An 18,371-nucleotide genomic window follows, 5' to 3' on the forward strand; every position below is an offset into this window, starting at 1 on the left:
GTCAGCCTTAAAGCCGGGTGATGGATGACCAGGATTTGTACGCGAGCGACGCCTTGATCGCTAGCCCCTTGGACCTAACACAAACACAACGGCCCACCGAAGGGCGGGCCGTTATGTCGATAAACCTGGATCAGTCCTGGCGACTGGTCACTTCCAACAGGTGATAGCCGAACTGGGTCTTGACCGGACCCTGCACCACATTGATCGGGGCGCTGAATACCACGGTGTCGAATTCCTTGACCATCTGACCTGGACCGAACGAGCCCAGGTCGCCGCCTTGACGGCTGGACGGGCAGGAGGAGTTGGTCTTGGCGACTTCAGCGAAATCGGCGCCGGCTTCGATCTGGGCTTTGAGTTCGTTGCACTTCTCTTCGCTGGAAACCAGGATGTGGCGGGCAGTGGCTTTTGGCCATGGGTAAATTCCTTTCAATAGCTTTAAAGGTGTTGAGCCTACCGGAATCACTGACCGGGTGTTGTCAAAAATGCGTCAAAACCTTGAGTCTGTCGATCAAAGGCCGGCTTTGCGCAGGCGTTCGGCGTGGCGCACGTAAAGCTCTACCGGGTCTGTGCCCGTGCGGCTGCGCCCCGTTGTCTGGTTGATGATGTCCATGTGGTCCAGCGGATAGTCAGAGCGAATGACCTTACCCAAGTGCGAACTGAAGCGTCCCACCAGCCCATCGTTCTGCCCGGCTTCGGTGATGAAGTATTCGGAAAAGGCTTGGCAGAAGGCCGGCAGCGGATCCATCGCATTGAATGCTCCGTTCTGTGTGTCCTGCAACGTGCCGCTCCATGAGTAGTAGCGTACGCCGTTGACCCTATGCGCTCCGTTGCCTCCCCAGTTCTTGGGCAGCCCTTGGGGGTATTTGTCATTGAACGCGCCCACGCCTTCGGTGGTCAGCGCCGCCAACGCTGCGATGGCCGCGTGTGGCAGTTGCGCCTGGCCGCTCAGCAACGAGATGAAGTCTGCAAAAAGCGTGGCCACTTTATGCGCCACATGCTCTGGCAAGCGCCCCGGGGTAAGGGCCTTGTACAGGAAATCAATCAGTTCGGAGCCGTGATTGGGGCCGCTGACCGAGGTCACCGAGGCCACCCTGTCTGGGGCAATGGCGCCGGCGTATCGGGCGGCCAGCGCGCCCTGGCTGTGGCCGATCAGGTTGACCCTTTCGGCGCCGGTTCCGCTCAGGATCCGTTCGATCTGAGCCAGCAATTGCTCGCCACGGGCCTCATTGGAATGTGTTGCCGACAAATAAGGGATGAACACCCGGGCACCAGCGGCGCGTAATGCCTGTTTGATCCCGTGGAAAAGTTCGAAGCCGCCGACCCGGTCAAACCCGAACAACCCATGGACCAGCAGGATGGGAAATTGAGTGGTTGCATTCCGTTGCATGTTCGTACCTTTTTCGAAGAGGTTCCTGTTGAGTTCGCGACCTCACTCTAATGCAGGCTTGTGTTGGGCGGTGTAGGAAGAAACCGCGGTGATCTGCTGAAAACGGAATAGAAGAAGTGGGAAGGGTCGGGCAGGAAGCGGGACGGAACTGAACGTATCGGGATACTTCCGATAGCCCCTGGGGTTTGCAGCTACAGGTTTAAGGGTACGAGACCACTCTTGTGGTCGTCTTATCTGACTGTAGGTTCGGGACGGTCGAGGTTTAATGGCTTCATCGGGTGCCGTTATGTGAAAGCGGTGCCTTCATCCAAGGACTGGAGCCTATGTATGACCACTTACCCATCTGCCCCGCGAGCCCGGCTCGCACCCCTGACGAAATTGCCGGCACCGTCTCTGGCGGCGGCCAGGGGAGGGGTGATCAACCCCGCCTGGCGCAAGACCGTCATCACCGTTAAGCCTTATCCGATGATGACGTGCGGAGATGAAGTGCGGCTGTTCTGGCACGGACTCAATTCAGACACCGAACCCTACCGGCATGAAGTACGACGGTTCATCACTGAGCGACACGTGGGACGAGACGTCGTTTTTGTCGTGCGCGAGCCGCATATCGCCGAACTGGATGGCGGCTCGCTGGAGATCTCCTACCAAGTGACGGGCAAACGGTTACCGGCCACGCTGGTGTCTCAGCCCCTGCAACTGGACATCGGCGATGTAGCCTTGCAGCTACCGCCAGCCGTTGCCAACGATGCGGTTGGTGGCAGCCTTGATCCGGCGCGGGTGCCCGAAGGAACGTGCGTGACCATCAAGCCCTATTCCAGAATGGCTGTCGGCGATCGGCTGATCCTGATAGCCAGCAAGGACTCCAAAGCCCTTTGGCGCGATGTGCTGGATATCGAAGCTCATGCCGTCGGCCGCGAAGTATCGCTCTGGATTGATCATTCGCTGATTGCCCCTCACGTGGGTCATGGCCTGAGCCTGACTTACATCGTCAGGCGCGGACATTCAGTGCGCCGCGCCGAGCCCTTGTCGTTGCACATAGGTCCTTTGCTACGTCCTGCGCTGACGGCGCCCCGGCTTCTGGGGTTGAGTGAGGGGTGGCTGGATATCGACGATCTTCAGGAAGGGGTGACGGTCGTCATCGACGGTGCTGGACTTGAGGCCGGCGAATTGGTCTGGCTGCAGTGCAACGGGAACTCCTCTCATGTCTGCGAGCGCGAAATCACCGAGGCGACGGCAGGTCAATCGCTGACCTTTGTGGTGCCTGCGGCGTTTTGGCAGGAGCAGCGCGGTAGATCGGTGCGCCTGTTTTATCAGGTCGAGCGCCTGGACGATGTCAGTCAGCATTCGGAATGGGTCACCGTCCAGGTTCGTTCCGCGACGAAAAGCTGAGCGCCCTCGCCGGGGAGGGCGCTTTCAGGATTCAGACCGGCAGCAGCTGGCGATGAGCCTGACGCAGCAGTTGCTCGGTGGACGCCCAGCCAAGGCAACCATCGGTCACCGATACGCCGTAACGCAGCGACGGGCCCAACGATTGGCAACCTTCGAACAGGTGGCTTTCCAGCATCATGCCGATGAGGGACCGGTTCCCTTGCAGGCGCTGCTCCAGGACGTCGTTGAACACCTGCGGCTGACGCAACGGGTCTTTGCCGCTGTTGGCGTGACTGCAATCCACCATGATCCGCGCCGGTATTTTCAGGCGGGTCAGGTCATTGTGTATCTGCGTGACGTTCTGGCGGTCATAGTTCGGCCCGCGATGGCCGCCGCGTAACACCAGATGAGTGTCGGGGTTGCCCTGGGTCTGGATGATCGCCGGATGCCCTTGGCTGTCGATGCCGAAATGCCGATGAGGATGGGCGGCCGAGCGCATGGCATCACAGGCTATGCCAACGCCGCCGTCCGTGCCGTTCTTGAAACCGACCGGCATGCCCAGGCCGCTGGCCATTTCCCGGTGGATCTGCGATTCGGTGGTGCGCGCGCCGATGGCGACCCAACTGAGCAGGTCATCGAAGTAGTTGGCGGCCATGGGTTGCAGCAGTTCGGTGGCCACAGGCAGGCCAAGCTGGAGCATTTCGCGCATCAGTTCCCGGGACAACGTCAGGCCGGCGGCCATGTCATCGCTGCCATCCAGGCCAGGATCGTAAGCCAGGCCTTTCCAGCCTACGGTCGTGCGGGGTTTTTCCACGTAGGCGCGCATCACCAGCAGCATGCTGTCGCTCACTTCCTGGGCCGCGCGAGCCAGGTTGGCAGCGTATTCGAGGGCCGATTTCGGGTCGTGGATGGAGCAAGGGCCGACAATGACCAGCAGGCGGGAGTCCTCACCGTCGAGGATGGCGCGGATTGCCTGGCGATGGGCATTGACCTGTTGGCTCAGCGCCGTGCTGAGGGGCAATTGTTGCTTGAGCTGCAATGAGCTGGGCAGACGCAGGGTCAGGGCTTCATTGGCAGGGTTGAGCGTAGACAGCGGCAAAGCAGAGACGGACGAATTCATGATCTGGTTTCCTGGGCGGGCAGCGGGTTCATTCCCGCGCGCCGGCCCTATTGGGGTGTTCGACAATTGGCCGTAATGGCCCGCAACTGAGGCTTGCCACCGGTAGGTGACCGATCGGAGGCGGCTGGCTGTCCCGAGCGGTGGCTGGTAAATCGCCAGGCGGAAAAACTGTCGTAACGGTAATAAGTGGCGTAGTTCATGGCTCAATCCTCAAGTTTGTCTGGTGTCGCAAAAATGTCTGGGGCTGAAAAAACAAAACCCCCGGTCGGGAGGCCGACCGGGGGTTAGAAAACTCTGGAAGGCGACCCGTTTAAATTGGGCGCCGGTTGGGTATCAGGCGCGCCAGTGGCTAAACCAATACCCAAAATAAAAGCTGACCGGAGTCTGAACACTGTTCGCCCAGGCAGCCGCAACCGAGCGCTGGGCGCTGGCGGTTTGAAGCGATGCGAGGGTGTTGAACATGGTCTGTCTCCGATGAATGAACCTGAGCTTACTAGAGCAGGGTGGGCCGGTTCAATCAGAAAATTCTATCGTGGGTATGTGATTGTTCATCCTGGCTTGAGTCCGGCGGGCTTTGTGAGAAACTTTGGGTTTGCACTTTCTTCCTGGGAAGATCCATGACCGCTCCAACTTTCGCCGCCGCCCAGTCGATTTCCATCCTCGGGGACGTTCGCGCCAATCTCATCCACCATCAGCGCTTCATGCACGCCGCCGCTGAACAGCATGTGCAATTGCTGGTGTTTCCTGAGTTGTCGCTCACTGGTTACGAACGGGGCTTGGCTGCGGAACTGGCCATCCTGCCGGAGGATGGAATATTGCAACCACTGCGTGACCTGGCGCGCGAGCTTGGCCTGACCGCAGTGGTTGGCATGCCGCTTCGCCTGTCGGCAAAAGCACCGGTATCGATCGGTGCGCTGGTATTCCGCGCCGATGGATCCCTCGGGGTGTACACCAAACAGCATTTGCATCCTGGCGAAGAAGTCGCCTTCGTTCCTGGTCATGGCGGTTCGATGCTGGCGATGGGGTCGGATCACATCGCACTGGCGGTATGCGCCGACTTTTCCCACGCTCGCCATGCTGCCACTGCAGCCGAGCAGGGCGCTACGTTATATGCAGCTGGCGTGTTGATTACGGAAGGCGGCTACCTGCCCGATACGACGTTATTACGAGGTTATGCCAAGCAACATGCCATGACGGTTCTGATGGCCAATCATGGCGGCGCCACCGGTGGTTGGGAGTCGGCCGGTCGCAGCGCGGTCTGGGCCCCGGACGGTTCTCTGATTGCGGCAGCGCCAGGCAGGGGCGATCTGTTGGTGATCGCTCGGCGCGCCGCCGATGGTTGGGCCGGACAAGTCGTGCCGGTGACAACGCTTTGAAGAGGTACACATGAATTTCCAGTGGCGTGCGGCAACGGCCGAGGACATCGCCTTTGCCCGGCAACTGACGTGCGTCAACATGCTTCCCTATTACTTGCACCATGATTTGTTATGGCAGGACGAAGCATTCGATCTGGCCTGGATCATTCGCCAGAACTGGATCATCTGCCGCGAAGGGCAAGCGTTGGGTTTTGTCAGCCTCAGTCGTGATGCCCGGGCGTTGTATATCCGGGAACTACAGATTGCCGAGGCGTTTCGGGGGCAGGGCGCCGGCACTTGGGCGATCGGTCAGGTTTGGGGCATGGTGATGCAGGAGCGCCGCCCGGCGCTGCGCTTGACGGTTTTCAAGAATAATCCGGCCAGAGTGCTCTACGAGCGCCTGGGGCTGCGGGTGGTCGGCGAGGATGAATGTTTCCTGCGGATGGAGCGGGAAGCCAGGCCTTGAGGCCTCGGATTGTGGGCCTGTGGAAGACGCGCTGTAACTTTTATATGTCCCTTTGCGCTAGGTCTGCCGGATGGTTTTTGCTAAGGTGTTGGGCAACCCAAATAAGACCAAATCGTGAGGTGTCTGCTTGATTAGGGTGTTAGTGGTCGACGACCATGATCTCGTCCGTACGGGCATTACACGAATGCTGGCTGATATCGACGGTCTGCAGGTGGTTGGTCAGGCTGAATCCGGGGAAGAGTCCCTTATCAAGGCGCGTGAACTGAAACCCGACGTGGTACTGATGGACGTCAAGATGCCAGGCATCGGCGGTCTTGAAGCCACGCGTAAACTGCTGCGCAGCCACCCGGACATCAAGGTGGTCGCAGTGACGGTCTGTGAAGAAGATCCGTTCCCGACCCGGTTGTTGCAGGCAGGCGCTGCGGGCTACCTCACCAAGGGCGCCGGCTTGAACGAGATGGTCCAGGCCATTCGCCTGGTGTTTGCTGGTCAGCGTTACATCAGCCCGCAAATTGCCCAGCAGTTGGCAATCAAGTCGTTCCAGCCGACCAATGAATCGCCCTTCGACGCGCTGTCGGAGCGGGAAATCCAGATTGCCCTGATGATTGTCGGTTGCCAAAAGGTGCAGATCATCTCCGATAAGCTGTGCTTGTCGCCTAAAACCGTCAACACCTACCGTTACCGAATCTTCGAGAAGCTGTCGATCAGCAGCGATGTCGAGTTGACGCTGCTGGCGGTGCGCCACGGCATGGTCGATGCCAGCGCCTGATAATGACTGAACTGTTTGATCCCAGTGCTTTCCTGTCCACATGCAGCGGTCGCCCCGGCGTCTATCGCATGTTCGACAGCGATGCGCGCCTGCTTTACGTCGGCAAGGCCAAGAACCTCAAGAAGCGTCTGGCCAGCTACTTTCGTAAAACCGGCCTTGCGCCGAAGACCGCCGCCCTGGTGGGGCGCATCGCGCAAGTCGAAACCACCATCACCGCCAATGAAACCGAGGCCTTGCTGCTCGAGCAGACCCTGATCAAGGAATGGCGGCCGCCGTACAATATTCTGCTGCGTGACGATAAGTCCTACCCGTACGTGTTTCTGTCCGACGGGGCATTTCCGCGCCTGAGCATTCACCGCGGGGCCAAGAAGGCCAAAGGCCGGTATTTTGGTCCTTACCCCAGCGCCGGGGCGATCCGTGAAAGCCTGAGTCTGCTGCAAAAGACCTTCTTCGTTCGCCAATGTGAAGACAGCTATTACAAGAACCGTACCCGACCCTGCCTGCAATACCAGATCAAACGCTGCAAGGCACCCTGCGTCGGGTTCGTCGAACCCCAGGTCTACGCCGAAGACGTGCGCCACTCGGTGATGTTTCTTGAAGGGCGCAGCAATGCGTTGACCAACGAATTGTCGGCGGCGATGGAGGACGCGGCGGTCAATCTTGAGTTCGAACGGGCCGCCGAGCTGCGCGACCAGATCGGGCTGCTGCGCCGCGTGCAGGATCAGCAGAGCATGGAAGGTGGCAGCGGCGACGTTGACGTGATCGCCGCGTTCATCAATCCGGGTGGCGCCTGCGTGCACCTGATCAGCGTGCGCGGCGGCCGGGTGCTGGGCAGCAAGAACTTCTTTCCCCAGGTGGGTATCGAGGAAGACGTGGCCGAAGTCATGGCGGCGTTTTTGGGGCAGTACTACATCAGCAGCCCGGAACGCGACCTGCCTGCCGAGTTGATCGTCAATGTGGTCCACGAAGACTTCCCGACCCTGATCGAGGCCATTGACAAGCTTCGTGGTCGTGAACTGACCATCAGCCATCGCGTGCGTGGCACCCGGGCGCGCTGGCAGCAACTGGCCGTGACCAACGCCGAGCAGGCTCTGGGCGCGCGTTTGGCCAACCGCCAGCATGTGGCGGCACGGTTCGATGCCCTGGCTGACGTTCTTAACCTGGACGAGCCGCCGCAGCGGCTGGAGTGCTACGACATCAGTCACTCCAGTGGCGAAGCGACCGTGGCGTCTTGCGTCGTGTTTGGTCCGGAAGGCCCGATCAAGTCCGATTACCGGCGCTACAACATCGAAGGCGTTACCCCGGGCGATGATTATGCGGCGATGCATCAGGCGTTGATGCGCCGGTTCGGCAAGCTCAAGGACGGGGAGGGCAAGTTGCCGGACATCCTGCTGGTGGACGGCGGCAAAGGCCAGTTGTCCATGGCCCGCGACGTATTGAATGAGCTGATGGTCCCCGATCTGATCCTGCTGGGCGTGGCCAAGGGTGCAACCCGCAAGGCCGGTTTCGAGACCTTGTACCTGAACGATGCGGCCCATGAGTTCACCCTGAAAGGGGATTCGCCGGCGCTGCACCTGATCCAGCAGATCCGTGACGAAGCTCACCGTTTTGCCATCACCGGACACCGCGCCCGCCGGGGCAAGACCCGCCGCACATCGACGCTGGAAGGCGTGGCAGGGGTCGGCCCAACGCGACGTCGCGATCTATTGAAACATTTTGGTGGATTGCAGGAGCTGTCTCGTGCCAGCATCGAAGAGATAGCCAAAGCTCCCGGTATCAGTAAAAAGCTCGCTGAGTCGATTTATGCAAGCCTGCATAGCGAGTAGAATGCCCGTCAACCTCGCAGCCAGTTGTGCCGATGAATATCCCAAATCTGATTACCGTACTCCGCGTCCTGCTCATCCCGATCTTCATTTTGCTGTTCTATTTGCCGTACCACTGGAGTTATGTGGCCTCCGCCTCGGTCTTTGCCTTCGCCGCCGCCACCGACTGGCTGGACGGCTACCTGGCCCGACGCCTGGAGCAGAGCACGCCTTTCGGCGCCTTCCTGGACCCTGTGGCCGACAAGCTGATGGTCGCGGTCGCCCTGGTACTGCTGGTGCAGGAACACGCCAACCTCTGGCTGACCCTGCCGGCGGCGGTGATCATCGGCCGCGAAATCGTCGTATCGGCACTGCGCGAATGGATGGCCGAACTTGGCGCCCGTGCCCAGGTGGCGGTATCGAGCCTGGGCAAATGGAAAACCGCCGCGCAAATGCTGGCGCTGGTGATCCTGCTGGGCAACCCGGCCAACTTCAATTTCTGGGTGCTGTTGGGCTACGCACTGCTGCTGATCTCCGCAGGCCTGACATTGTGGTCGATGGTTCAGTACCTGCGCGCCGCCTGGCCGCATCTGCGCACTGACGTAGACCCGAAATAAAAGTTTTTTGAATCAAAGGGTTGACGGCGTAATCTGAATCTATAGAATGCGCCACACCAAGACGCGGGAATAGCTCAGTTGGTAGAGCACGACCTTGCCAAGGTCGGGGTCGCGAGTTCGAGTCTCGTTTCCCGCTCCAAGATTCAGAAAAAGCCACTCAGATGAGTGGCTTTTTTTTGCCTGAGAAATGCCGGCACTTATGTGGACAGGCTGCTTTCGGTAAGCGTCCGGCCAAGTCATCTGCCGAACCTCCACGGCGTTCTCGCATTCAAGCTAATCAAGTGACACTCTGGCCACAAGGACGGCTGGGGTATGGCTTACTGGTTCCGCTCAGATAACAGTTTTCTGGGCGGCAAAAGGCCTCAGGACCTGCTGGCATCGGCGCCTGATCGGGTGATTGCTGGCGCACTGGATGAGATCCAGCGCCTCAGATCCGATAAGCGCTTCCATTCATTTTCCTTGGCATCGTCAACTACGATTCCAAAAGGCATAGTCGTTTCGTAGGCTGCGCGAGCCTTGGATTATCAAACCTTTAGCGTGATTTGGTGATATCGTAATGCTATGTTGCTGCCGGGGTGGGCCTGACGGCATGACATGCTCTTTTAGTGATCAGTTAGCCTGCGCAAACTGATGTCACTTCGCTGGAGAACACCCTTGTTACGGCATCGAGTTACCAAGACTAAGGCAGGACTGATCGCTATAGCTGCCTTATTGATTACCTTGGTTCCCATGTGGGTCGCTCTGAATGCGTGGCTTAATCACGAGCAGGTACTAGTAGAGCAAGCGGCGGGCAATGACGCCATGAACCTAACCATCGCGTTTGAGGCGCACATCCAGAGTGTAGTCCGTTACGCTGACGCTTTAGTTCAAGACATACGTGAGGATGTTGTTGAAGATCCGAATGATTTTGAAGAGGTAGTAAGAGAAGAACTCCAAGTCTATGGAAACATGATTGCTCAAGTCGCTGTAATAAATGCGGCGGGCAGGCTAGTTTATTCATCCTTGGGGCCGGTAACCGGTAACGTGGATCTTAGCGGCCGTGAACATTTTCAAGTGCATTTGGAAAATCCTTCCCAAGATAAGCTATTTATCAGTAAGCCCGTGCTCGGCCGTGTGTCGGGTATTTGGTCGATACAGTTCACTCGGCCAATAGTTGACGAGGGGAAGTTTGTCGGTGTTTTTGTGATTTCTATACCAATTAACTTTTTTACAGACTTCTATCGGAAGATTAACGTCGGTCCCAGCGGTCTCATCGCCCTGGTAGGAAAGGATCGCATTCCGCGGGCTGTGGCTTCCAAGTCCGGTCTCAATACAACTTTGGACGGAATAGTTCTTTCTCAAGATGAACCCTATTTCGATAACACCAATCCTGCGGAAGGGCTATATCGGGGGGCAAGTGCCTTTGATCGAGTTGATAGTCTGGTCGCATACCGGCGTCTAGAACACACCGGGCTCATCGTTCTAGTCCAACTTTCACCTACCGACTATTTGTCCTCCTTCAATGAACGACGTCAATTTCTGCTGTTTTCTGCCACAGTCACGTCTGCCTTACTGTTCGCGTTTGCTATATTTTTGTATTTTGTCACCCGGCAGCATCTGGGCAATACTGCTGCACTTAAGCAGTCTTACAGCGCGTTACGACAACTTGTCAGTGTCGATCTGTTGACAGGAGCGCGAAGTAGGGGGGACTTCTTGGAGGCGCTGGAGACGGAGTTCAGCCGGGCGGAGCGCCATGGTACGGAACTTAGCTTGATATGGCTCGATCTTGACCATTTCAAGCGAGTGAATGATACGTATGGTCATCCAGTCGGTGACACGGTATTAAGCCAGGTGACTACCCTTTGCAACGGGGTGCTGCGGGCACATGACGTGTTCGGGAGGCTCGGTGGGGAGGAGTTCGGCGTTATCTTGCCCCATACGAACGGGATGGATGCCCTGGACGTCGCCGAGAAGTTACGCAAGATTGTTGAAAAAGCCGTTATCCCAACGGATCGAGGCCCTCTTCAGGTATCAATAAGTTGCGGAGTCTCCTCCATGTTACCTGTAGGGGACAGTCCCAGTCAGTTGATCGTCCGGGCAGACGATGCATTATATAAAGCGAAGCATGCAGGCCGGAACAGAGTATGTGCTGCCTACGCTGGTGAAACCATGCGATCATCAAACAAACCGGTAGACAGCAAGACTTGATTGCTCGTCCGCCTCAGTTCTCCTTGCTTTACCGAAGGGGGAGCAGCCTATGAGGCTCAAGGTTGAATGCCACCCACCTCTAACCGCCCGATAAAGCGAAGTTCTATTTAGCGTAGCTTAGCTTTCATACGGAATACGATGCTGCCAGTGAATGTTCTCGCATCCGTCGATGCCCCCAAATAGTGACCAGCAGGACAGCCACTCCGGCTGCGAGTGCGACATTGAACCCATAGCGAGCGCCCTCCATATCCACCAGTTGGCCCGACGCAGCAGCACCCATCGCCACGCCAACGTTCAAGCCTGCCAATAGCCAAGTCATGCCTTCGGTTAATTGACGTTCCGGCACAATTCGTTCAACCAATGACATCGCCACAATCATGGTGGGCGCAAAGAATAACCCTGCGACTAATACCGCGCCTGAGAGGCTGGCAATATTGCTAGCCATCAGCAACGGCAGTGTCGTTGCAGCAGTTGCAAGACCGCCCAGTAGTAGGAGTTTATGCAGTGGTGTTTTCAATTTAAGTGCGCCGAACAATAGGCCAGCGGCGCATGAGCCAATGGCGTAGCAGGACAGAACGATGCTGGCCGCTGCCGGACTACCCATTTGTTCTGCGAACGCGACACTTACGATATCGACCGTTCCAACGATGACGCCCATTGCAACCATCAGTAACGTTAGCAATCGAACGTCCGCCAATCGGAAAATGGACGCTGTTCGCGTGTTCATTTCTTCGGTCAATTCAACCAGCGGTTCGGTGGATACCTGTGCTGCCAAAGCAAGTGCTCCCAACGCCAAGAGTACAACCGCTGCCAAAGGTCCCGCCTGAGGGAAGACCGCCACGCTCAAGCCAACTGAAATCGGCGGGCCTGCGATAAACGTTACTTCGTCTAATACGGTTTCCAGTGAGTAGGCTGTTTGCAGGTGGGGTTTGCCCCGGTAGATCGCGGTCCACCGTGCGCGGACCATGGCCGACATGCTTGGCATGAAGCCCGCTAACACAGCGGCTATAAATAATGTCCAATCGGGTGTATGCCAATAGGTACAGCCAAGCAGTAGCAGAATACCCAAGACACTGATACCGGCGGACAACGGTAATACTTTACGCTGGCCGTATCGATCCACCATGCGTGAAACCTGCGGCGACATTAACGCATACGTCAGAACAAAGGTGGCTGAAACCGCACCCGCCAGCGCATAACTACCGCGCAACTGCGAAAGCATGGTGATGATGCCGATGCCGGTCATGGGCAATGGAAGCCGCGCAAGTAGGCCAGCGAGGGAAAACTCCTTGGTGCCTGGGGCTTGGAATAGTATCCCGTACGGATTAGCCATGTTCGATCTCCTTCTCGAGTGAGTTCAGCTTGCCGAGCCATTGCGGAACTGAAAATATACATTCACTGCGTATGAATTAAAATCCTATAATCATACGCGGAGAATGTAAATAGATGATTGGCATTGGAGACATCATGGTCCGACGTACACGCGCTGATATGGAAGAAACTCGTGCCACATTGCTGAAGGCTGCACGCAAGGCGTTCAGTGAACAGGGTTATGCCGAAACCTCCATGGACGATCTGACCGCTATGGCAGGTCTGACAAGAGGTGCGCTGTATCACCATTTCGGCGACAAAAAGGGATTGCTCACGGCTGTGGTGGCTCAGATTGATGCTGAGATGGATACACGGCTTCAAACTCTTTCCGACGCCGCCGAAAACGCCTGGGAAGGGTTCAGGGATCGCTGTCGCATGTACCTGGAAATGGCGCAAGAGCCTGAGATCCAGCGAATCGTGCTGCGAGATGCGAGAGCGGTTCTGGGAAGTTCTCCACCTGAAGCGCATCGGCACTGCACGGCCTCTCTGCAAAAGATGCTTAAACAGCTGATGCTGCAAGGAACGGTGGTACACACCGATCCCGAAGCCTTGGCGATGCTGATCCATGGTGGCTTGTGCGAAGCCGCATTCTGGATAGCGGAAGCTGAACCCGGCTCAAAAAGACTTGTGCAAGCATTGGCGGCACTTGAAGTTTTGCTCAGGGGCGTCCGTAGCTGAAATCAGGAACATAGGGGGTCAAGTCCAGTGTAGGTAATACTTGTTTGCGGGGTAGGGCCAGCAATGTAATCAGCATCATATTGGAATGCATTGACCATAGCCCGTGCCGCTCTCGAACCTATCGCATACCCGGTCAGTGGTAAGGCGCAGTGTTAATACGTGCGCGCAGACCTTGTGCTCGATCGAGACTATAGCCATATCGAAGCGAGTGGACGCCGCGCCAGTGCGATTGAGGGAGATGCTTTTTCCTTCTTTCCGATTTTTGTGGTAAACACTCTCGCCTCAAGAAGCGCGTCCCCCTGGTGTGTCACTTCGCGAAACTTCTGGCCGGACGGCTGGATCAATGAAGAAAAGAGGTCCGGGCATGGAGCCACAGTCGACACATTCGCTCATCGCCATGAACGATGTCTGCCAGTCTTACCCTATGGCGGGGCACAACCTGCCCGTTCTGCGCGATGTGACGCTCAATATTCGACGTGGGCAAACGTGCGCGATTCTCGGTACATCCGGTTCCGGCAAAAGCACGCTGCTGAACATTCTAGGACTCCTTGACCGTCCGGAGTCCGGCCAATTCTGGTTCGCTGGCCGCAACATGATCGACGCGACGGCTGACGAGCGCGCTCAGCTACGCAACCGTGAAATCGGTTTCGTGTTCCAGAGTTTCAATCTGCTTCCTCGCCTGACTGCGCTCGACAACGTTGCCCTGCCTCTTTTCTACCGGGGCTTTACGCGCAGCGAAGCGCGTGAATGCGCGAGGATCCAGATAGCGCGTATCGGATTGGGTGATCGAGCTCATCATCGGCCCTCTGACCTATCCGGTGGACAGCGCCAGCGTGTGGCGATTGCGCGAGCGTTAGTGGGCAGTCCTTCCTTGATTCTTGCCGACGAGCCAACGGGTAACCTGGATCGCTCAACGGCCCATGACGTGATAGATCTGCTGCTCGGTCTCAACGATGAGAGAGCGGTGACATTAATCATGGTGACCCACGATGCGCAGTTGGCCGAACGCCTTGAGCGCTGTTTGCAGGTGCAGGATGGGATTTTGAAAGAAACTGCGAACAGGCGAGCGATGACGGATGCTTGAAGGTTCGCTTCATCGTCAAGGTCCGGGCCTTCTGCAAACACTGATTGAGTCCTTGGACAGTCTGCGCCTCTTGGGGCGGCGATCGTGGTTGGCGATGCTGGGCATCGCAGTTGGCTGCGCGGCGATTGTTGCGCTGCTGAACATCGGTCAGAACGCCGCGAATGAAGCGATGACAGCTTTCAAGGGGATGGGCGCTGAGACCATTGTGGCGTCGTTTCCATTCTCGCCGCTCAACAGTCGAGCGCTGCCGCCCACGCTTGACACTCGCTTGCTGCTGAAAAAACTTCCTGCCATCGCCCAAGTGGCCCCAACGACATTTCATTCTGGTCAAGTTCGTTACGCAGGGCGAACAGTCGACGCGGTGGTTTTGGGGACGACCGGTGGATTGGCCGAAACCCTGGATCTCAAACTCGCTCAAGGACGCTTTATTTCCGATTTCGATCAACAGGCCACCTACATCGTCGCAGGAGCCAAAGTTGCTCATAAGTTGGGAATCGGTGTGCCGGGCAGGCCGCTGATCGCGGGCATGCAGCTTCAGATCGAAGGGTATCTGTTTGAAGTGATCGGTATTGCACGACCTCAGGCTCCGAACCCCTTGATCCCGATTCAGGTAGATGAAGCGTTGTTTATACCGATAGAGAGCATGAGGCGGCTCCAGCCGTCTCCACAACTCAGCAGTGTGATTGCCAAGGTGCGCAATGGTGCAGTGATCACGGAAAGTGCACAGGACTTACGTACTTATCTGGAAGAAGTGCTCAAGGGTCATGACGTTGAGGTTCTGGTGCCACAACAGCTGATCGACAGCCTTACCCATCAATCCAACACATTCTCCTATCTGCTGGCCGGTCTTGGGGGGATTTCCCTTCTGGTCGGAGGGGCCGGCGTGATGAATGTGATGCTCATGAATGTCTCTGAGCGTCGTCGCGAGATTGGCGTGCGAATGGCCCTCGGTGCCCGGGCGCGCGACATTCGGATGTTGTTTCTTCTGGAGGCGGCTTGTTTGTCAGTGACGGGCTCACTGGTCGGGGCGGCCGTCGGACTGCTTTCAGCTTTTTTGTTCGTATGGTTTTCAGGGTGGCGATTTACCTTGGCCATTGAATCTCTGCCACTGGGGGTGGGAAGCTCCTTGTTGATCGGCCTGTTCTTCGGCCTCTATCCCGCCGTTACCGCGTCTCGCCTGCAACCGGTTCAGGCCTTGCGAGATGATTGAGCACAAGAGATTTTCGATCTTGCTGGGGCTGCTGTGGACGCTATCTGCGTCGACGGTGTTCGCCGCGCTCACGCCGTCTCAGGCATCGATGCCAGGTATCCCTGTGTCGTTGCGAGCTGAAACAATCAATCTGACGTTGGCCGATGCTGTCTATCTGGGGTTGCGAAGCAACCGCTCCATCCGTAGCGCCTACCTTGAGCGTGTTGCGCAGAAGTTCGATTTGCGCGTCGCTGAGGACTTGTTCACACCCAAGTTGGTATTGAGGGGTGACTATCGGGGTGAGCGCAGTGAAAGCGATGGTTCACGCTATCGGCAGTTGTCGCCAACAACGACTCTGTTGGGGGAGTTCGGTACACGGCTAAGCCTTTCTTGGGCCAATCAGTTGACCGATAGCAATAATGACGGGCGTACCCGCAGCGATGGTGCGACGTTTACGCTCATACAGCCCTTGCTTCGGGGGGCTGGAGTGGAGGTCACGACAGCGCCGATGCGTTCAGCAAGGCTTTCCGAGTTGACGAACCGTCTTGCCTTGAAAGCGACGGTGGCGCAAACCGTCACGCAAATCATCACGTCTTACCGTGATGTACTTCGCGCTCAAGAGCAGTTGCGTATCGCGACAGAGGCATTAAGCCGTTCACAGCAGTTATTGGACGTCAATAGAGCCATGATTACTGCCGGCCGAATGGCTGAGTTTGAGATTGTGCAAACCGAGGCCGATTACGCCACTCAGGAGCTGGGTGTTCAAGAGGCACAAAATCAATTGGATGCCTATCGCCTGGAGTTGCTTCAGCTTTTGGCATTAGGTCTGGAATCGCGTATTCAGGCGGTAGAAACGCTGGATGCAACGCCTGTTCAGCTCAGTCGAGTGCAAGCGCTTGATACCGCATTGGAGCAGCAGCCTGCTTACCTTGGGCAGTTGATCGCGCATGAACAGGCCGGCATCAACCTGGCGGTTGCCCGCAATAACCAGCTATGGGATGTCTCATTGGTCGGCGGAGCAAGCCAGGTCAGTGATCGTTACCCTGATAGAGAGGGGCGACGTTCGGATCGTCGCTGGGAGGGCTATGCGGGGGTACAGGTCGAAATTCCGATTGGCGATCTCAACCGTCGACAGGAGGTGGTTCGTGCTCAGGTGAATCTGGAGAACCAGGGGATTGAGGCAGTCGAGGCTCGACAGACTCTGGAGCGAGATGTCACGAACGCGGTACGCACGGTCGGCACGCGCTGGCGCCAGTATGAAATTTCATTGCGTGCGCGGGATCTATCGCGCCGAAAACTTGATATTGAACGACAGAAATTACAGGTCGGTCGCTCCAGCAATTTTCAAGTCATCAGTTATGAGACTGATTTTCGTAACGCACAAAATACGAGCCTTGATGCGCTCATCGCCTACTTGAATGCGAGAACCTTGCTGGATCAGGCATTGGGCACCACATTGTCGAGCTGGGATATTGCCCTTAATGATTAAAGAAGTCGGATTGGCTTGTCGGCATAATATGCGATTGCTCCTGGTGGTGGCTTGTATGGCGGTTGTGGTCGTTGCGGTGTTGGTTGCAATGCCTCTACTTCCTCGGGAGCAGGTCGCGGCGGCCAGTTGGCTCAAGGTGGACTATCAGCCTTTGGAAAATCGACTGGGGCTTGTCGGACGTATCGAGGCTGCGATGCAACAAACCATGTCGTCGCCTTTCGAGGGAATTGTCGCGGACGTTGCGGTAAAGGAAGGTCAACGTGTCGAGCGTGGACAACGCTTGCTGAGCCTGGACACGACGCAACTGGATATCCAGTTGCGTTCCGCCTTGGCCGAGCAGCTGATCGCCAGGCGCAATGTATTGGAAGTCGAGAGCTGGTCTCAGGGGCAGGATGTCGCTCGGGCAAAACGAACGCTTTCCAGCGTCCAGTCCACCTTGGCTGATAACGAACGCCGATTGGCAGAAACCAGAGTTCTTCTGGACCAGGGGATTGTGCCGCGGATGGAGCTGGAGGCAGTCGAGCAGCAGGTCAGGTCGCAACGGTTAGATCTGTCGGCTGCCCAGTCGGAACTCGGCGAAGTCTTGAAAAAAGGTGGCGAAGAACACCTTCAGATAGTCCGGATGCAATGGGCCAATGCCCAGTCACGTTATCAATCACTGCTTGAGCAGCAGGCACAGCGAGAAGTGCTCGCACCGTTCGCAGGCGTGGTGATCCGTTCTCGTACGCCTCAGGGAAGTGGCGCTAATCTGCCGTTTGTACAAAAAGGCCAGCGTGTCGGCCAAGGCGTTCCCTTGTTCGAGTTGATCAATATCGAGCAGGTGCAGGTTGTTGCACGGGTCGAGGAAAGCGATGTTCACCAACTCCGTGCGGGGCTGCCGGTGGAAATTACTGGTGATGGTTTCGGTGGCATGGTGCTGCATGGTCAGATTGAGAGCGTCGGTGTACAGGGGATCGATGCGCAGGCCACGTCTGGTGGCGCATTTTATGAGGTGATCGCCTCTATTCAGGGTATCGCGAGCGAGCAACTGCAGCGATTGCGACTTGGTATGAGTGCGAGGCTGCAAATTGTCACCTATCACCGTGATCGTGGTCTGGTGGTGCCGCTTGAGGCACTGTCTAGCGACAGCTATGGGCAGTCGGTTGTGACCTACCGCCCTAGTTTGTCTGAGAGTGCAAGTCAGGTGGTCGTAACGACAGGGCGGGCCATGCCTGGTGGCATTGAGGTAGAAAATCTGGCGCCGGGATATGTTGAGTTGAGATCCTCGTTGTTTTAACGAAATTGCTGGGGTTAGTGTTTGCAAACATAAAGTTTATGATACAGTCCTGCTGTTGATAGGGATGTCGTAGTGTATGTCACTAGGATTTGTCGTGTTTGCGGGATGCAAGAGCACGTCATACGCCTTGAGCATTATTTCTCTCATCATCTAGATGGCTGAGCTGATCTTCTTCGGTGGAAAGGGCGCGTCTGGACTTTCATATTTCTATAA

18 protein-coding genes and 1 tRNA gene are annotated in these 18,371 nt (G+C 57.0%); 14 read left to right on the plus strand and 5 right to left on the minus strand.

What is annotated here, in order from left to right; translation table 11 throughout:
• Nucleotides 1-130 precede the first annotated feature (130 nt).
• Nucleotides 131-421 (minus strand): peptidylprolyl isomerase, encoded by a 291-nt coding sequence (locus PSH57_RS10495; protein WP_305444916.1) that lies wholly within the window; start codon nucleotides 419-421, stop codon nucleotides 131-133.
• An 87-nt stretch (nucleotides 422-508) separates the two neighbouring features.
• Nucleotides 509-1,387 (minus strand): esterase/lipase family protein, encoded by an 879-nt coding sequence (locus PSH57_RS10500; protein WP_305389368.1) that lies wholly within the window; start codon nucleotides 1,385-1,387, stop codon nucleotides 509-511.
• Between the two features lie 327 nt (nucleotides 1,388-1,714).
• On the opposite strand from PSH57_RS10500, the gene PSH57_RS10505 reads away from it, so the two are divergent.
• The gene (locus tag PSH57_RS10505; protein WP_305416536.1) at nucleotides 1,715-2,776 is read left to right on the plus strand and encodes a hypothetical protein; all 1,062 of its coding nucleotides are present in this window, start codon (nucleotides 1,715-1,717) and stop codon (nucleotides 2,774-2,776) included.
• Nucleotides 2,777-2,807: 31 nt separating this feature from the next.
• Here the strand turns inward: PSH57_RS10505 and PSH57_RS10510 are convergent, their stop codons facing one another.
• Both PSH57_RS10510 and PSH57_RS10515 read right to left on the minus strand, forming a co-directional pair.
• Entirely contained in the window at nucleotides 2,808-3,875 is a 1,068-nt protein-coding gene (locus PSH57_RS10510; protein WP_305389372.1) for a 3-deoxy-7-phosphoheptulonate synthase, read from the minus strand.
• A gap of 333 nt (nucleotides 3,876-4,208) precedes the next feature.
• Nucleotides 4,209-4,337, minus strand: coding sequence for a hypothetical protein (locus tag PSH57_RS10515; RefSeq protein WP_256244308.1), 129 nt, complete (start codon nucleotides 4,335-4,337; stop codon nucleotides 4,209-4,211).
• Nucleotides 4,338-4,492: 155 nt separating this feature from the next.
• Between PSH57_RS10515 and PSH57_RS10520 the strand changes: the two genes are divergently transcribed.
• From PSH57_RS10520 to PSH57_RS10555, 8 genes are all read left to right on the plus strand, one after another.
• Entirely contained in the window at nucleotides 4,493-5,251 is a 759-nt protein-coding gene (locus PSH57_RS10520) for a carbon-nitrogen hydrolase family protein (protein ID WP_305416538.1), read from the plus strand.
• A 10-nt stretch (nucleotides 5,252-5,261) separates the two neighbouring features.
• On the plus strand, nucleotides 5,262-5,696 hold the full coding sequence (locus PSH57_RS10525; protein WP_305389375.1) for a GNAT family N-acetyltransferase: 435 nt from the start codon (nucleotides 5,262-5,264) through the stop codon (nucleotides 5,694-5,696).
• 127 nt (nucleotides 5,697-5,823) lie between these two features.
• Nucleotides 5,824-6,465, plus strand: a complete 642-nt coding sequence (gacA, locus tag PSH57_RS10530) for a response regulator transcription factor GacA (RefSeq protein ID WP_024781217.1) — start codon at nucleotides 5,824-5,826, stop codon at nucleotides 6,463-6,465.
• A gap of 2 nt (nucleotides 6,466-6,467) precedes the next feature.
• Nucleotides 6,468-8,291 (plus strand): excinuclease ABC subunit UvrC, encoded by a 1,824-nt coding sequence (gene uvrC, locus PSH57_RS10535; protein WP_305389377.1) that lies wholly within the window; start codon nucleotides 6,468-6,470, stop codon nucleotides 8,289-8,291.
• A 32-nt stretch (nucleotides 8,292-8,323) separates the two neighbouring features.
• Nucleotides 8,324-8,884 (plus strand): CDP-diacylglycerol--glycerol-3-phosphate 3-phosphatidyltransferase, encoded by a 561-nt coding sequence (gene pgsA, locus PSH57_RS10540; RefSeq protein ID WP_305389378.1) that lies wholly within the window; start codon nucleotides 8,324-8,326, stop codon nucleotides 8,882-8,884.
• Between the two features lie 63 nt (nucleotides 8,885-8,947).
• Nucleotides 8,948-9,023, plus strand: a tRNA-Gly gene (locus PSH57_RS10545).
• Between the two features lie 173 nt (nucleotides 9,024-9,196).
• The gene (locus PSH57_RS10550) at nucleotides 9,197-9,388 is read left to right on the plus strand and encodes a hypothetical protein (RefSeq protein WP_305389380.1); all 192 of its coding nucleotides are present in this window, start codon (nucleotides 9,197-9,199) and stop codon (nucleotides 9,386-9,388) included.
• Nucleotides 9,389-9,613: 225 nt separating this feature from the next.
• Nucleotides 9,614-11,071 carry a sensor domain-containing diguanylate cyclase gene (locus PSH57_RS10555; RefSeq protein ID WP_305444918.1) on the plus strand — a complete coding sequence of 486 codons (1,458 nt, stop codon included), beginning with the start codon at nucleotides 9,614-9,616 and terminating at the stop codon, nucleotides 11,069-11,071.
• A 124-nt stretch (nucleotides 11,072-11,195) separates the two neighbouring features.
• Here the strand turns inward: PSH57_RS10555 and PSH57_RS10560 are convergent, their stop codons facing one another.
• Nucleotides 11,196-12,404, minus strand: coding sequence for an MFS transporter (locus tag PSH57_RS10560; RefSeq protein WP_305389383.1), 1,209 nt, complete (start codon nucleotides 12,402-12,404; stop codon nucleotides 11,196-11,198).
• A 134-nt stretch (nucleotides 12,405-12,538) separates the two neighbouring features.
• On the opposite strand from PSH57_RS10560, the gene PSH57_RS10565 reads away from it, so the two are divergent.
• The 5 genes from PSH57_RS10565 (at nucleotide 12,539) to PSH57_RS10585 (ending at nucleotide 18,158) form a co-directional block, all read left to right on the plus strand.
• A complete protein-coding gene (locus tag PSH57_RS10565) occupies nucleotides 12,539-13,120 on the plus strand; it encodes a TetR/AcrR family transcriptional regulator (RefSeq protein WP_305389384.1) in 582 nt (193 codons plus the stop codon).
• 364 nt (nucleotides 13,121-13,484) lie between these two features.
• Entirely contained in the window at nucleotides 13,485-14,204 is a 720-nt protein-coding gene (locus PSH57_RS10570) for an ABC transporter ATP-binding protein (protein ID WP_305390344.1), read from the plus strand.
• Nucleotides 14,197-15,414, plus strand: coding sequence for an ABC transporter permease (locus PSH57_RS10575; RefSeq protein ID WP_305389386.1), 1,218 nt, complete (start codon nucleotides 14,197-14,199; stop codon nucleotides 15,412-15,414). Before PSH57_RS10570 ends, PSH57_RS10575 begins: the two co-directional genes overlap by 8 nt.
• Nucleotides 15,407-16,882, plus strand: a complete 1,476-nt coding sequence (locus PSH57_RS10580; protein WP_305389387.1) for a TolC family protein — start codon at nucleotides 15,407-15,409, stop codon at nucleotides 16,880-16,882. Before PSH57_RS10575 ends, PSH57_RS10580 begins: the two co-directional genes overlap by 8 nt.
• Nucleotides 16,875-18,158, plus strand: a complete 1,284-nt coding sequence (locus tag PSH57_RS10585) for an efflux RND transporter periplasmic adaptor subunit (RefSeq protein WP_305389388.1) — start codon at nucleotides 16,875-16,877, stop codon at nucleotides 18,156-18,158. Before PSH57_RS10580 ends, PSH57_RS10585 begins: the two co-directional genes overlap by 8 nt.
• Nucleotides 18,159-18,371: the final 213 nt, after the last annotated feature.

The organism is Pseudomonas hefeiensis (assembly GCF_030687835.1).
Classification (GTDB): domain Bacteria; phylum Pseudomonadota; class Gammaproteobacteria; order Pseudomonadales; family Pseudomonadaceae; genus Aquipseudomonas; species Aquipseudomonas hefeiensis.